This window comes from Pseudomonas sp. 210_17 TE3656 (assembly GCF_054821965.1).
This window is the reverse complement of sequence record NZ_JBTRBC010000001.1, coordinates 4,893,087-4,907,965: the sequence shown is the minus strand read 5'-3', so window position 1 is coordinate 4,907,965 and position 14,879 is coordinate 4,893,087. Positions and strand designations below refer to the sequence as shown.

General features: G+C 62.6%; 14 protein-coding genes. 9 read left to right on the top strand and 5 right to left on the bottom strand.

Annotated features, from left to right (window positions below; all coding sequences use genetic code 11):
• Positions 1 to 6 precede the first annotated feature (6 nt).
• Entirely contained in the window at positions 7 to 2,031 is a 2,025-nt protein-coding gene (locus ACVI9W_RS22800; RefSeq protein ID WP_461531301.1) for an alpha-1,4-glucan--maltose-1-phosphate maltosyltransferase, read from the bottom strand.
• Positions 2,032 to 2,173: 142 nt separating this feature from the next.
• Here ACVI9W_RS22800 and ACVI9W_RS22795 point away from each other — a divergent pair, with 142 nt between their 5' ends.
• Positions 2,174 to 2,341, top strand: coding sequence for a hypothetical protein (locus ACVI9W_RS22795; RefSeq protein ID WP_422419743.1), 168 nt, complete (start codon positions 2,174 to 2,176; stop codon positions 2,339 to 2,341).
• A 102-nt stretch (positions 2,342 to 2,443) separates the two neighbouring features.
• Here the strand turns inward: ACVI9W_RS22795 and ACVI9W_RS22790 are convergent, their stop codons facing one another.
• Positions 2,444 to 4,117 (bottom strand): AMP-binding protein, encoded by a 1,674-nt coding sequence (locus ACVI9W_RS22790; RefSeq protein WP_461531300.1) that lies wholly within the window; start codon positions 4,115 to 4,117, stop codon positions 2,444 to 2,446.
• Positions 4,118 to 4,324: 207 nt separating this feature from the next.
• On the opposite strand from ACVI9W_RS22790, the gene ACVI9W_RS22785 reads away from it, so the two are divergent.
• From ACVI9W_RS22785 to ACVI9W_RS22770, 4 genes are read left to right on the top strand one after another with little or no spacing between them, the layout of a single operon-like run.
• On the top strand, positions 4,325 to 5,488 hold the full coding sequence (locus ACVI9W_RS22785; RefSeq protein WP_461531299.1) for an isovaleryl-CoA dehydrogenase: 1,164 nt from the start codon (positions 4,325 to 4,327) through the stop codon (positions 5,486 to 5,488).
• A 19-nt stretch (positions 5,489 to 5,507) separates the two neighbouring features.
• On the top strand, positions 5,508 to 7,115 hold the full coding sequence (locus ACVI9W_RS22780; RefSeq protein ID WP_461531298.1) for a carboxyl transferase domain-containing protein: 1,608 nt from the start codon (positions 5,508 to 5,510) through the stop codon (positions 7,113 to 7,115).
• A gap of 2 nt (positions 7,116 to 7,117) precedes the next feature.
• Complete coding sequence (locus ACVI9W_RS22775; protein ID WP_157192169.1) at positions 7,118 to 7,936, top strand: gamma-carboxygeranoyl-CoA hydratase; 819 nt, start codon at positions 7,118 to 7,120, stop codon at positions 7,934 to 7,936.
• Positions 7,933 to 9,888: an acetyl/propionyl/methylcrotonyl-CoA carboxylase subunit alpha gene (locus ACVI9W_RS22770; protein WP_461531297.1), complete on the top strand. Its 1,956-nt coding sequence runs from the start codon at positions 7,933 to 7,935 to the stop codon at positions 9,886 to 9,888. The genes ACVI9W_RS22775 and ACVI9W_RS22770 overlap by 4 nt, the downstream gene beginning before the upstream one ends.
• Before the next feature lie 109 nt (positions 9,889 to 9,997).
• Here ACVI9W_RS22770 and ACVI9W_RS22765 read toward each other — a convergent pair whose 3' ends face one another.
• Positions 9,998 to 10,624 carry a LexA family protein gene (locus tag ACVI9W_RS22765; protein ID WP_461531296.1) on the bottom strand — a complete coding sequence of 209 codons (627 nt, stop codon included), beginning with the start codon at positions 10,622 to 10,624 and terminating at the stop codon, positions 9,998 to 10,000.
• A gap of 164 nt (positions 10,625 to 10,788) precedes the next feature.
• Between ACVI9W_RS22765 and ACVI9W_RS22760 the strand changes: the two genes are divergently transcribed.
• From ACVI9W_RS22760 to ACVI9W_RS22750, 3 genes are all read left to right on the top strand, one after another.
• Complete coding sequence (locus ACVI9W_RS22760) at positions 10,789 to 11,121, top strand: DUF6124 family protein (protein WP_461531295.1); 333 nt, start codon at positions 10,789 to 10,791, stop codon at positions 11,119 to 11,121.
• Between the two features lie 448 nt (positions 11,122 to 11,569).
• On the top strand, positions 11,570 to 12,082 hold the full coding sequence (locus tag ACVI9W_RS22755) for a DUF4880 domain-containing protein (protein WP_038609918.1): 513 nt from the start codon (positions 11,570 to 11,572) through the stop codon (positions 12,080 to 12,082).
• A 48-nt stretch (positions 12,083 to 12,130) separates the two neighbouring features.
• Positions 12,131 to 13,279, top strand: a complete 1,149-nt coding sequence (locus ACVI9W_RS22750; protein WP_461531294.1) for a M14 family metallopeptidase — start codon at positions 12,131 to 12,133, stop codon at positions 13,277 to 13,279.
• Between the two features lie 17 nt (positions 13,280 to 13,296).
• Here ACVI9W_RS22750 and ACVI9W_RS22745 read toward each other — a convergent pair whose 3' ends face one another.
• Positions 13,297 to 13,794 carry a PaaI family thioesterase gene (locus ACVI9W_RS22745; RefSeq protein ID WP_342625122.1) on the bottom strand — a complete coding sequence of 166 codons (498 nt, stop codon included), beginning with the start codon at positions 13,792 to 13,794 and terminating at the stop codon, positions 13,297 to 13,299.
• A gap of 209 nt (positions 13,795 to 14,003) precedes the next feature.
• Between ACVI9W_RS22745 and ACVI9W_RS22740 the strand changes: the two genes are divergently transcribed.
• A complete protein-coding gene (locus tag ACVI9W_RS22740; RefSeq protein WP_461531293.1) occupies positions 14,004 to 14,495 on the top strand; it encodes a DUF2938 domain-containing protein in 492 nt (163 codons plus the stop codon).
• 7 nt (positions 14,496 to 14,502) lie between these two features.
• On the opposite strand, the gene ACVI9W_RS22735 is transcribed toward ACVI9W_RS22740, so the two are convergent.
• Positions 14,503 to 14,790, bottom strand: coding sequence for a hypothetical protein (locus tag ACVI9W_RS22735; RefSeq protein WP_461531292.1), 288 nt, complete (start codon positions 14,788 to 14,790; stop codon positions 14,503 to 14,505).
• Between the last annotated feature and the right edge of the window lie 89 nt (positions 14,791 to 14,879).

The following is a 14,879-nucleotide window of genomic DNA, read 5'->3' as shown; positions in this document are numbered from 1 at the left end:
TCCTTTCTAGAGGGCTTTTTCGATACGCCAGACAGCAAATGGCAAATGCCAGGGCTCGATGCGCATCCATTGGCTTTTGCCGTGCCAGGTCCAGCGGTGGCCGGTCATCAGGTCTTCACCGAAGGTGTCGGCGTTGTCATCCAGGCCCAGCTCCCACAGCGGCAATTCGAAATGCGCTTCCTGGGCGTTGTGCGGGTCGAGGCTGACGGCAATCAGGATGAAGTTGTCGCGTGCGGCGGTGCGCTTGCCGAAGTACAGGATGCTGTCGTTCCAGGCGTTGTAGAAGGCCACGCCCAGGTGCGTCTGCAACGCCGGGTTCTGGCGGCGGATGCGGTTGAGCTGGGCGATCTCGGCGATGATGTTGCCGGGCTGGCTGAAGTCCCGCGGACGGATCTGGTACTTCTCCGAATCCAGGTACTCCTCCTTGCCCGGGATCGGTGTCGCCTCGCACAGTTCGAAGCCCGAATACATGCCCCATAACCCCGAGCCCATGGTCGCTAGGGCGGCGCGGATCAGAAAACCGGCGCGGCCGGATTCATGCAGGAAAAACGGATTGATGTCCGGGGTGTTGACGAAGAAATTCGGCCGGTAGCAGTAGCACCACGGCGGCTGGTTGAGTTCTTCGAAGTAGCTTTGCAGTTCGGCCTTGGTGTTGCGCCAGGTGAAATAACTGTAGCTCTGGGAGTAACCGACCTTGCCCAGGCGCGCCATCATTGCCGGTTTGGTAAAGGCCTCGGCGAGGAAAATCACCTCGGGGTGGCGGCTGCGGATGTTGGCGATCATCCAGTGCCAGAACGGCAGCGGCTTGGTGTGCGGGTTGTCGACCCGGAACATCTTCACCCCTTCCTGCACCCAGCCCAGCACGACATCGCGCAGGGCCAGCCACAACGACGGCACGGCTTCTGCGGCATAGAAGTCGACATTGACGATGTCCTGGTACTTTTTCGGCGGGTTTTCCGCGTAGCGAATGCTGCCGTCCGGACGCCAGGAGAACCACCCCGGATGCTCCTTGAGCCAGGGGTGGTCCTGGGAGCACTGGATGGCAAAGTCCAGGGCTATCTCCAGGCCGTGCTCGGCAGCGGCGGCGACCAGCCGGCGAAAATCCTCGCGACTGCCCAGCTGCGGATGGATCGCCTCATGTCCACCCTCTTCGCTGCCGATCGCATAAGGGCTGCCCGGGTCATCCGGCTCGGCCTCCAAGGCATTGTTACGGCCTTTTCGATAGCGCATGCCAATGGGATGGATCGGCGGGAAATACAGCACGTCAAAGCCCATGTCGCGGAGCATCGGCAAGCGTTCATGAACATCGTTGAAGGTGCCATGGCGTTCGGGATCGTCGGTGATCGAGCGGGGAAACAGCTCATACCAGCTGGCAAATACGGCCTGCTGGCGCTCCACATCCACCGGGTATTCGGGGCTGCGGCTCAAATAGGTGCGATGGTCGGCCTCGCTCATCAACACGGCGATGTCTGGGTGCAGCAGCCGGGCCACCTGCTCTTCGGCTGGCAGACCCGGCAACGCCTGGTGCAGTGCCTGCAACTGTTCCCGCAGCGGGCCGTGACTGCGCTGGATATTCTGCTCGAGCAACACCAAGCCTTCCTGCAGCTCCAGCGGAACGGCCAGGCCAGCGTTGAATTTCTTTTCCAGATCGTGGCAATAGGTGGCGAAGGGATCGATCCAGGCTTCGATACTGAACAGGTGCCGCCCCTGCTCGCTCACGCTGAACCGTGCCTGCCACAGGTCATTGACGACAAAGCTCATCGGGACGCAATGCCAATGCCGGCTGTGGGCCTGGCGCCAGTTGAGCCGGACCGCCAGCACGTCATGACCGTCGGCATAGACCTTGCTGCTCACCTCGATCGTCTCGCCGACCACCGCCTTGACCGCAAACAACCCGCCATCGAGTAGCGGCTGGGTGTTCTCGATCACGATGCGCGGCTCCAGCAGCGCCTGGGACAGGCTGATGGCCTGCTCGGGTTGATCGTTTGCCGGGGCCAAGCGGTCGGTTTCGAAGGGCTCATCGCGGGTCATCGAACGTTGCTCCGTTACCAGATGGCGGTAAGAGTTCAGAGCCGGTGGCGAGCGTGGGGTTCAAAAAAAATGAGCGATTGGAGCTGCCTGTAGTCGAAAAAACTGAACCCGATCATTTCCAGCCCCGTTGCGAGGTCAGGCCATGAACATTCCCATCCCGGCAGAAACGCCCGATCCGAATATAGACGACCCGACATTACCGCCTGTGGAGCCGGATGAAGAACCCGATGAATTGCCGGTCAAGCCGACCGTGCCGCCCACCGTGGGCGACCCGCCAAGCGACGAGCCGCCGGTGGAAGCGAAAGCATAGCCTGTATCGCGGTTGGGGCTGTGGGAGCGGGCTTGCCCCGCGATTGCAATCTGTCAGCCACATCGCCTCGCGGGGCAAGCCCGCTCCCACCTGATGCCGATTTCAGCGACTACTAAGCTCTTCGATACTGATTTCGCGCATCCGGAACTTCTGCACCTTGCCGGTCACCGTCATCGGAAATTCATCGACAAAGCGGAAGTGACGCGGGGTCTTGAAGTGGGCAATGCGGCTCTTGCACCACTGCTGCAGTTCGATCTCGCTGGCGCTGTGGCCGGGGTGAAACTTGATCCAGGCCACGATCTCTTCGCCATAGCGCTCATCCGGAATGCCGATCACCTGCACATCCGCCACTGCCGGGTGGGTGAAGAAAAACTCCTCCAGCTCACGCGGATAGATGTTCTCGCCGCCGCGAATGATCATGTCCTTGTTGCGCCCGGCAATGCACACGTAACCCGCTTCATCCATGGTCGCCAGGTCGCCGGTGTGCATCCAGCCGGCCGGGTCGATGGACTCATGGGTGGCCTCCGGATTGCCCCAGTAACCAAGCATCACGCTGTAACCGCGCGTGCACAGTTCGCCCATCTGCCCACGCGGGACGATGCAGCCGTGTTCGTCGACGATCTTGCTCTCCAGCTGCGGCTGGGTGCGCCCGACCGTGGTCACCCGCAGTTCCAGCTCGTCATCGGCGCCGGTTTGCAGGGACACCGGGCTGGTTTCGGTCATGCCATAAGCAATCTGCACCTCGCTCATGTGCATCTGGTCGATGACCCGGCGCATTACTTCGATCGGACAAGTGGCGCCAGCCATGATCCCGGTGCGCAAGCTCGACAGGTCGAAATCGCCGCGCTGGGGATGGTCGAGCATGGCGATGAACATGGTCGGTACGCCATACAGCGCGGTGGCCTGTTCTTCCGCGACCGTGCCGAGGGTGAGCAAGGGGTCGAAGGCGTCATTGGGATAGATCATGGTGCTGCCATGGGTGACGCAGCCCAGGTTGCCCATGACCATGCCGAAGCAGTGATACAACGGCACCGGGATCACCATGCGGTCCTGCTCGCTCAGGCCCAGGCTTTCCCCGACCATGTAGCCATTGTTGAGGATGTTGTAATGGCTGAGGGTCGCGCCCTTGGGAAAGCCGGTGGTGCCGGAGGTGTACTGGATATTGACCGGCTGATCGAACTGCAGGCTTTGCTGGCGGGCCTGGTAGTCGGCCAAAGTGGTCTGCCCGGCCAGTGCCGCCAACCCGTTCCAGGGCAAAAAGCCCACAGGCGGCGCGGCATCCAGGCTGATCAGCCCGCGCAGCTCCGGCAACCGTTCGCAACTCAGTTGCCCAGGCTGTTGCCCGTCAAGGTCGGGCAGCAACTCAGCGAGCATGGCGTGGTAGTCAGAGGTTTTGAATGCCCCGGCGCAGATCAGCCACTGGCAACCTGACTGTTTGAGCACATACTCAAGTTCGCTGGTGCGATAGGCCGGGTTGATGTTGACCAGGATCACGCCGATCTTCGCTGTAGCGAACTGGGCAATGCACCACTGCGCGCAGTTCGGTGCCCAGATCCCCAGGCGATCGCCGCTCTTCAGGCCCAGGGCCATCAGTGCCCGGGCGTGATGGTCAACGCTGTCAGCCAATTGCTGCCAGCTGTAGCGCAGCTGCTGGTGGCGTACCACCAGGGCTTCGCGATCAGCGAAACGTGACACGGTATTGTCAAACGCCTGGCCGATAGTCATGGCCAGCAAGGGCTTGTCCTGACGCCCCTGGGTATAGCTCGGTTGATTCATGGCGATCCCTTGTTGTGGTTGTTCTGGGAGCTGATTCAAGCGGGTCTTACTCTGGCGTATATTTACGTTAACGTAAAGGTCATGGTGAGATTGACAGTCGCACGGCTCAGGTTTACGTTAACGTAAAGGTGATTGCTGATCGCGGGGCAAGCCCGCTCCCACAGCCCCGCGATGAAATTCCAACAATAAACAACAGAAGGTGCCCGCATGCATTATCCGACCCTGAACTTCGCCCTGGGCGAAACCATCGACATGCTGCGCGACCAGGTGCAGTCCTTCGTTGCCACCGAGCTGGCGCCGCGCGCCGCGCAGATCGACCAGGACAACCTGTTCCCTGCCGATATGTGGCGCAAGTTCGGCGACATGGGCCTGCTCGGCATCACCGTCAGCGAAGAATACGGCGGCGCCGGCCTGGGCTACCTGGCCCACGTGGTGGCCATGGAAGAAATCAGCCGCGGCTCGGCCTCGGTCGCCCTCTCCTACGGCGCCCACTCCAACCTCTGCGTCAACCAGATCAACCGCAACGGCAACGCCGAACAGAAGGCCAAGTACCTGCCCAAGCTGATCAGCGGCGAGCACATCGGCGCCCTGGCCATGAGCGAGCCGAATGCCGGTTCCGACGTGGTGTCGATGAAGCTGCGCGCCGAAGATCGCGGCGACCATTTCGTCCTCAACGGCAGCAAGACCTGGATCACCAACGGCCCCGACGCCAACACCTATGTGATCTACGCCAAGACCGACCTGGACAAAGGCCCGCACGGCATCACCGCCTTTATTGTCGAGCGTGACTGGAAAGGCTTCAGCCGCAGCAACAAGTTCGACAAGCTGGGCATGCGCGGCTCCAACACCTGCGAGCTGTTCTTCGACAACGTCGAAGTGCCCAAGGAGAACATCCTTGGTGTGCTCAACGGCGGCGTGAAGGTGCTGATGAGCGGCCTGGACTACGAGCGCGTGGTGCTCTCCGGCGGCCCGACCGGGATCATGCAGGCCTGTATGGACCTGGTGGTGCCGTACATCCACGACCGTAAGCAGTTCGGCCAAAGCATCGGCGAGTTCCAGCTGATCCAGGGCAAGATCGCCGACATGTACACCCAGCTCAATGCCAGCCGCGCTTACCTGTATGCCGTGGCCCAGGCCTGCGATCGCGCCGAAACCACGCGCAAGGACGCTGCCGGGGTGATTCTCTACACCGCCGAACGCGCCACCCAGATGGCCCTCGAAGCGATCCAGATCCTCGGTGGCAACGGCTACATCAACGAGTTCCCGGCCGGTCGCCTGCTGCGCGACGCCAAGCTCTACGAGATCGGCGCCGGCACCAGCGAAATCCGCCGGATGCTGATCGGGCGCGAACTGTTCAACGAAACCCGCTGAGCACAAGGACAACGCGCCCATGGCTACCCTGCACACCCAGATCAACCCGCGTTCGGCCGAGTTTGCCACCAATAGCGCGGCCATGCTTGAACAGGTCCAGGCTCTGCGCACCTTGCTGGCCAAGGTCCACGAGGGCGGCGGCCACAAAGCCCAGGAGCGCCACACCTCGCGGGGCAAACTGCTGCCGCGCGAGCGTATTGACCGCCTGCTCGACCCCGGCTCACCATTCCTCGAGATCGGCCAGCTGGCGGCGCATGCGGTGTACGGCGAAGACGTTCCGGCCGCTGGCGTGATCGCCGGGATCGGCCGGGTCGAAGGTGTCGAATGCATGATCGTGGCCAACGACGCCACGGTCAAAGGCGGCTCCTACTACCCGCTGACGGTAAAAAAACACCTGCGCGCCCAGGCCATTGCCCTGCAGAACCGCCTGCCCTGCCTGTACCTGGTGGACTCCGGCGGCGCCAACCTGCCGCGTCAGGATGAAGTGTTCCCGGACCGCGAGCACTTCGGGCGGATCTTCTTCAACCAGGCCAACATGAGTGCCCTGGGGATTCCGCAGATTGCCGTGGTCATGGGCTCGTGCACCGCGGGCGGCGCCTATGTGCCGGCCATGGCCGACGAGGCGATCATGGTCCGTCAGCAGGCGACGATCTTTCTCGCCGGCCCGCCGCTGGTCAAAGCGGCGACCGGTGAAGTGGTGAGCGCCGAAGACCTCGGTGGCGCCGACGTGCACTGCAAGACCAGTGGCGTTGCCGACCACTATGCCGACAACGACGAGCATGCCCTGGCCATCGCCCGGCGCTGCGTGGCCAACCTCAACTGGCACAAGCTGGGCAAGCTCACCCGGCAGGCGCCGATTGCACCGCTGTACGACGCTCAGGAGCTGTACGGCGTGGTACCGGCCGACGCCAAGCAGCCGTTCGACGTGCGTGAAGTGATTGCCCGCCTGGTCGACGGTTCGGTGTTCGATGAGTTCAAGGCGCTGTTCGGCACCACCCTGGTGTGTGGCTTTGCTCACCTGCACGGCTATCCGGTAGCGATCCTCGCCAACAACGGCATTCTGTTCGCCGAAGCTGCGCAAAAAGGCGCGCACTTCATTGAACTGGCCTGCCAGCGCGGCATTCCGCTGCTGTTCCTGCAGAACATCACCGGCTTCATGGTCGGGCAGAAATACGAAGCCGGTGGCATCGCCAAGCACGGTGCCAAGCTGGTGACCGCAGTGGCCTGCGCCCAGGTGCCGAAGTTCACCGTGATCATCGGCGGCAGTTTCGGTGCGGGCAACTACGGCATGTGTGGCCGCGCCTACGATCCACGCTTCCTGTGGATGTGGCCGAACGCGCGCATCGGCGTGATGGGTGCCGAACAGGCGGCCGGCGTGCTGGCCCAGGTCAAGCGCGAACAGAGCGAGCGCAGTGGCCATCCGTTCAGCGCCGAGGACGAAGCACGGCTCAAGCAGCCGATCCTCGACCAGTACGAGCACCAGGGCCACCCCTACTACTCCAGCGCCCGCTTGTGGGACGACGGTGTCATTGACCCGGCACAAACCCGCGAGATTCTTGGCCTGGCGTTGTCCGCCGCCCTCAACGCACCGATCGAACAAAGCCGTTTCGGCATTTTCCGGATGTGACCATGAGCGACTTCACTACCCTTGAACTGATCAAGGACCCCCGTGGTTTCGCCACCCTGTGGCTAAGCCGGGAAGACAAGAACAACGCCTTCAACGCGCAGATGATCCGCGAGCTGATCCTGGCCATCGACCAGCTCGGCGCCGACGCCAGCCTGCGCTTCGTCCTGCTGCGCGGCCGTGGCCGGCACTTCAGTGCCGGTGCCGACCTGGCCTGGATGCAGCAGTCGGCGGCGCTGGACTACAGCACCAACCTCGACGATGCCCGCGAGCTGGCCGAACTGATGTACAACCTGGCCAAGCTCAAGGTGCCGACCCTGGCCGTGGTCCAGGGTGCTGCCTTCGGCGGTGCGCTGGGCCTGATCAGTTGCTGCGACATGGCCATCGGCGCCGTTGACGCGCAACTGTGCCTGTCGGAAGTACGCATCGGCCTGGCGCCTGCGGTGATCAGCCCGTTCGTGGTGCAGGCCATGGGTGAACGTGCCGCGCGCCGTTATGCCCTGACCGCCGAGCGCTTCAGCGGTGAACGCGCCCGCGAGCTGGGCCTGCTGGCCGAAGCCTATCCTGCTGCCGAGCTTGAACAGGCGGTCGAACAATGGATCGACAACCTGCTGCTCAACAGCCCGCAAGCCATGCGCGCCAGCAAAGAGCTGCTGCGTGAAGTCGGCCATGGTCAACTGACCCCGGCCCTGCGCCGCTACTGCGAGAACGCCATCGCCCGTATCCGGGTCAGCCCCGAGGGGCAGGAAGGCTTGCGCGCCTTCCTGGAAAAACGCAGCCCGGCCTGGCAGGCCGAATCGTCGAACAAGGAACCGCGCCCATGACCCGTACGCCGTTGACCACCCTGCTGGTTGCCAACCGTGGCGAAATCGCCTGCCGGGTGATGCGCACCGCCAAGGCCCTGGGCCTGACCACCGTCGCCGTGCACAGCGCCATCGACCGCGATGCCCGGCACAGCCGCGAAGCCGATATCCGCGTTGACCTGGGCGGCGCCAAAGCTGCTGAAAGCTACCTGGACATCGACAAACTGCTGGCCGCTGCCAAAGCCAGCGGCGCCCAGGCGATTCACCCGGGCTACGGCTTTCTGTCCGAGAACGCCGGCTTTGCCCGCGCCATCGAACAGGCCGGGTTGATCTTCCTCGGCCCACCGGCCAGCGCCATCGACGCCATGGGCAGCAAGTCGGCGGCCAAGGCCCTGATGGAACAAGCCGGTGTGCCGCTGGTGCCGGGCTACCACGGCGAAGCCCAGGACCTGGAAACCTTCCGCGCCGCTGCCGAGAAAATCGGCTATCCGGTGCTGCTCAAAGCCACCGCTGGCGGTGGCGGCAAGGGCATGAAAGTCGTCGAGAGCGAAAGCCAGCTCGGCGAAGCCCTGGCCTCGGCCCAGCGTGAAGCGCAGTCCTCGTTCGGCGACGCGCGCATGCTGGTGGAGAAATACGTACTCAAGCCACGTCACGTCGAGATCCAGGTGTTTGCCGACCAGCACGGCAACTGCCTGTACCTCAACGAGCGCGACTGCTCGATCCAGCGCCGCCACCAGAAAGTCGTCGAAGAAGCCCCGGCCCCGGGCTTGAGCAACGCCCAGCGCCAGGCCATGGGCGAGGCTGCGGTCAAGGCCGCGCAGGCCATTGGCTATGTCGGTGCGGGCACCGTCGAGTTTCTGCTCGATGCCCGTGGCGAGTTCTTCTTCATGGAGATGAACACCCGCCTGCAGGTCGAGCACCCGGTCACCGAGGCCATCACCGGTCTCGACCTGGTCGCCTGGCAGATCCGTGTGGCGTGCGGCGAGCCGTTGCCGATCACCCAGGATCAGGTGCCGCTGAACGGCCATGCCATCGAAGTGCGGCTGTATGCCGAAGACCCGGCCAACGACTTCCTGCCGGCCACCGGACACCTGGCGCTGTACCGCGAGTCGGCACCCGGCGAAGGCCGTCGGGTCGACAGTGGCGTCAGCGAGGGCGACAGCATTTCGCCGTTCTACGACCCGATGCTGGGCAAGCTGATTGCCTGGGGCCAGACCCGCGAACAGGCGCGCCTGCGCTTGCTGGCGATGCTCGACGAGTTTGCCATTGGCGGCCTGAAGACCAACATCGCCTTCCTGCGGCGTATTCTGGCCCACCCGGCGTTTGCCAGCGCCGAACTGGATACCGGCTTCATCCCGCGCTATCAGGAACAACTGCTGCCGGCACCGCAGCCCTTGCCGGCGCTGTTCTGGCAAGCGGCGGGCGAAGCCTACATCCAGAGTCAGCCACTGGCACCGCGCCAGGACGATCGCCATTCGCCGTGGGCGGCCAACAGCGGTTTCCGTGCCGGGGTACCGGCGCAGATCAGCCTGCACCTGAACAGCAATGGCCAGAGCCAGGCGTTGAGCCTCACCCACGCCGCGGCACCGGCCCTGAAGCTTGCAGGCGAGCAGTTGCTCATCGACGACAACGGTGTGCGCCGCCAGCACCTGGCGATCCGTCGTGGCGACACCCTGTACCTGCAGTGGGACGGCGAACTGCACGCAGTGACGCCCTTCGATCCGATTGCCGAGGCCGATGCCAGCCACAGCCACCAGGGCGGCCTCAGCGCGCCCATGAACGGCAGTATCGTGCGGGTGCTGGTGGAGGTCGGCCAGGCGGTAGAGGCCGGTACTCAGTTGGTGGTGCTGGAAGCGATGAAAATGGAACACAGCATCCGTGCGTCCCAGGCCGGGACAGTCAAAGCGCTGTTTTGCCAGGAAGGCGAGATGGTCAGTGAAGGGGCTGTGCTGGTGGAGCTGGAAGAGGCCTGATGGCTTTGCTGTGATACTGCCGGTGGGAGCGGGCTTGCCCCGCGATTACGGTCTGTCAGCCAGATCGCATCGCGGGGCAAGCCCGCCCCCACCGTAGTTGTTTCTACCTTCAGAACTTAATCAGTGCCTGCACCACCACACCCAGCACTTGCGTCTGCTCGGTAAACAGCGCCTTGGGATAGGTCGGGTTGAGCGGCTTCAGATAGCGCTGACCACCCTCCTCGATCAACTGGCGAAACACCGTCGCCGTGCTGTCCGCTGAGCGGGCGATCAACAGTTTGCCGGGTTCGGCGGCAACACCGCTGTCGACCAGGATCAACATGCCTTGCGGCACGCTCAAGCCCATCGGCGCGGTCATCGCATCACCTTCGACACGTAACCAGTACCCGCGCCCTTGCGCCGCATAGTCGCTCGCCTGGCGCTCAGCGCCTTCCGGCACCTCGGTCAGGTCCACATCGTCCCAACTCAGAATCGGGTAGCGAAAATACAATTCGTGCCGTTGACCGTCGGCACCGGTCACGGCCAGCGGGAACGCGTTTGCGTCATAAACACCGCTGTTTTCCCGCAACTGGTGGGGATACACCATCTGCAGCGGCGGGAACCCCACCTCCACCAGAATCTGGTTGATCATCTGCAGTTTCGGCTGGCGTCTCTCGCACAGCCAATGGCCCACGGCGCCCTGCGTGTAGCCGAGGCGCTCGGCGAGTTTTTCCTGCGTGAGGTTTATGTCACGCATCCTGGCTTTAACCAGATCAGTCCAATTATCCATCGCTGGCACGATACGGACTGCCCCATGGCGCTCAATACACAAATTGTAGTATTTAAAGATTAGTAGCAACTACAAAACGTATTAATCTTTGCCGTGTCCGATCATTGTTCATTCACAAGGCAGGCTGCCGCATGAAACAGACACTTTCTGAAAAGGATCTCACCCTGGACAACGAGTCCCTGAGCAACAGCGATGCCGCCCGGCGTGCACTGGATTTCTACCTGAACCCGAGCCCACCCGCCGAGTCGGCACAAACCAGCTGGCTGGTGCCGCGCGAGGGCCTCGATCAAACCCGGACCGCCGAGCATGCGACCGAGCTACTGCGCTGGGCAGCAGCCACGGCACACGAGTCGGCCAATGGCCTGCAGGGCACACAGCGGGATCAGGTGTTGGCGGTGGCGCACATGGTCAATACGGCCAGGACTGTGATCGAACATCTGTCGATCACGCAACAGAGGTCTTGAACGAGCGTAGGAAGGATACGTGGGGAGTCGCTGCGATAACGGCGCTAGAGCCGTTCATTGAACGAGGGAGCACATTCGGTAAAAGATTTTTACGGAATGATAGAAAATTCATTTGACTTGCAAATGATAACGATTATTATTGCTCGCAACTGGTCGCGAGACTGGTTGGATAACCTGAAAGCCCTTAGGTCGGACTCTCAGATTATCTCCTCATCAGGCTAATCACGGTTTTTGACCCGGCTTTTTGCCGGGTCTTTTTTTTGGCTCTTCAGGCTAATGAAGGCGGGTGTTGCTTGAATGGCCGCGATGATAGCAAATGAATGTCGCGTGGTGAAGCGTGTAACAGCGCTTTGCGGAATTAGCACTTGAGAATCAATCTCGTTACGACTAAGCTGTTATCGCGTCACGGAGGACGCCCCCTCCCCCTTATTCAGCAAGGAGCTTGTACATGACCCGTCTGTTGCTGCCCCTTGAGCATCACCCCCATTCCCAGGACCTGACTGACGATACCCTGCTGCAGCAATTGAAGAAGTTGCCGCGTCGCGTCCAGCAGGTCTTTCTGCTCAGCCGCCTCGACCAGCTGAGTTTTGCCGCCATCGCCGAGCGCCTGGACCTGCCTGCACTGACGGTGGAGCGCCACATGAACCAGGCCCTGCAGAGCGTACGCCCGCAGCGTGACGTGCTGGCGAGCATGGCCGGCCAGTGGTACGTGCGCCTGCAAAGCCCGCAGGTCACCGCCAGTGAACGCATTGATTTTCGCCGCTGGCTGGACGCCGCCCCCGAACACCGCGAAGCCTTCCACGCCACCGAACTGCGCTGGCGCACCCTGCTGGCCCCGGCGCGGCAACTGGGCCATGACGCCTGGTATCGTCAACCGCGCGCAGCGCTGTCGATCGGCGGCTGCTCGGTGGCCATCGGCCTTGCCTTGGCGGCATTGGCAGCGATTGGTTTCTGGTCCTGATCCAGGCGTGTAGAGTGGGCATCACAACAACGCTACTGGAGCTTGGTGATGACTGTGACGCTGCCCCCTCTGTACATCGACTGTGATTTCGATTCCGGCAATATCCTGATCAACGATGCCAGTGACCCGCGCCGTGTGCGCCTGGCGATTCGTCCTGACACCAACAGCGATCACTTCCAGTGGTTCCATTTCAAAGCCAGTGGCCTGACGCCAGGCCAGGCGCACACCTTTATCCTGGAGAACGCCGGGCAGTCTTCCTACAACGAAGCCTGGACGGGTTATCAGGCGGTAGCGTCCTATGATCAGCAGAGCTGGTTCCGGGTGCCTACCCAGTTTGATGGCAAAGCCCTGAGCTTCGAGCTCAACGCCGAGCACGCGCAAGCCTGGTTCGCCTATTTCGAACCCTATCCCCGCGCCCGCCACAATCAACTGATCGAACGCGCGACCAGCCTGCCTGGCGTCGAACTGCTGGCTACCGGTCGTAGCGTCGAAGGGCGTGACATTCAACTGCTGCGCGCAGGCGACGGTGCCAGCGGCAAACGCAAGATCTGGATCATTGCCCAGCAGCACCCGGGCGAACACATGGCCGAGTGGTTCATGGAAGGCGTGATTGAACGTCTGCAAAACAATGATCCGACCCTGCAGGCCCTACTACAGCAAGCCGACCTGTACCTGATCCCCAACATGAACCCTGATGGAGCGATACGCGGCCACCTGCGCACCAATGCCGCCGGCCAGGATCTCAACCGCGCCTGGCAGAACGCAAGCATCGACAAGAGCCCGGAAGTGCTGTTCGCCCAGGTGCAGATGAAGCAGCACGGCGTCGACATGTTCCTCGACGTGCATGGCGATGAAGAAATCCCGCATGTGTTCACCGCCGGCTGCGAAGGCAATCCCGGCTTCACGCCGCGTATCGAAGCACTGGAAAAAACCTTCCGCGACAGCCTGTGCAAGCGCACCGTCGATTTCCAGCAGGTCCACGGCTACCCGCGTTCGGCCCCGGGCCAGGCCAACCTGACCCTGGGCGCCAATAGCGTTGGCCAGGCTCATGATTGCCTGTCGCTGACCCTGGAGATGCCGTTCAAGGACCACGACGATGCGCCGAATGCGCAAACCGGCTGGGACGGCCAACGCTCCAAGGCGCTGGCCAACGCCGTGCTGGACGTACTGGGGCAAATGGTCGGCACCCTGCGCTGAGGTGCGCCGACGCTGTCTCAGGCCTGACCGTGGGCCTTGTGCTTGAGCTTCTCGGTATCGACCCGGACGAACACCGAGTCGGCGCTCACGGTCAGCACATCGTCGGCCCAGACTTCGCAGATCACCCGGCTCTTGCGCCCTACCTCGCCTTCGACCCGGGCCTTGAGCAGCAGCTCGACGCCCATGGGCGTGGGCTTGAGGTAGCTCAGGTTGAGTTGGCCGGTGACGCAGTCGATACGTGGCAGGCTACCCGGCTCGCGGCCTTCGGCACGGTAGTGGTAAGCCATGGCAGCCCAGTTGGAGTGGCAATCGACCAGCATGGCCAGCAGGCCGCCATACACCAGGCCGGGCCAGCCGAGAAAAGTGCTGTCGGGCGAATGCCGGCAGATCAGGTGAATACCGTCTGCATCCCAATGGCTTTTCAGGTGCAGACCGCTTGGGTGGGAACAGCCGCAGCCATAGCAGACGCCCTCGGGCGCAGCCAGTTCCTGAACGGATAACAGAGAATTGCTCATAAGCTTCCTGGTTGTCTGTTTTGGAGGGAAAGCGTTGCCGATAGTACCGCCGTGAAACGCAAAAGCCCATGAACAGCGCAGCTCGCAGAGGCCCCAAGCATGCCAAGCCAGCAACGGCCGTACGCAAGTTGCGTGCGGGCGCTCCACTTGCCGATACCCAGGCATTGGCTAATCATGCAGCAAGTTGAACGTTCAACCAGGAGACGCTCATGCTCGAAGGACTGGTGCTTGCAGTACTGATTGGCCTGACGGCCACCGCCCTGGCCGACCTGTGGACGCTGCTACAGCAGCGCGTGCTGGGCATGCCGGGGCCGAACTGGGCGCTGGTCGGCCGCTGGCTCGGGCATATGCCACGCGGGCGTTTTGTGCACGCCAGTATCGCCAAGGCCCAGGCCTTACCGGGGGAACGGGTGCTGGGGTGGTCGGCGCACTATGTGATCGGCATCGTCTTTGCTGGCCTGCTGCTGGCGCTCAACGGCCTGGAGTGGGTGCGCCAGCCGACCCTGTTGCCCGCCCTGGCACTGGGCGTGGCCACGGTGCTGGCGCCGTTGCTGATCATGCAGCCGGGCATGGGCTCAGGGTTTTTCGCCTCGAAAACGCCAAACCCCAGCGCCGCTCGCGCGCGCAGCCTGCTGGCCCATACGGTGTTCGGCGTGGCCTTGTACCTGGCGGGGTTGCTGTGGTCTGCGCTGCTGGCCTGAGAGCCTGTTACAGGCCCAGTTCCTGTGGGGTGAGCATGTCGCATTCGAAAGCGATCCAGCCACCTTCCAGTTCAGCGTGGCCATTGACGATCGGCCCGTAGTAGCTCAGGCCGTTGTCCAGGGTCACGCAGATGTGCGTGGCCTTTTCGGGTGCTGCCAGGGTGCCGACAAAATGCACTTTTTTCAGGGTTTCAGTCACCGCCTCAAGACCGACCCGGATCGCGACGTTTTCCACCGCTTCGACGTCATCATGCAGATCGTCGCTGACGGTCACGGTGGCTGTGTAGTTGTACATGCTTGAACTCCAACGACGGATAGATCGGCGTCTGCTGACGCACGCGGGCGCCTAGGGTAATGGAGTGTCACGGAAAAATCCCGTTCGCA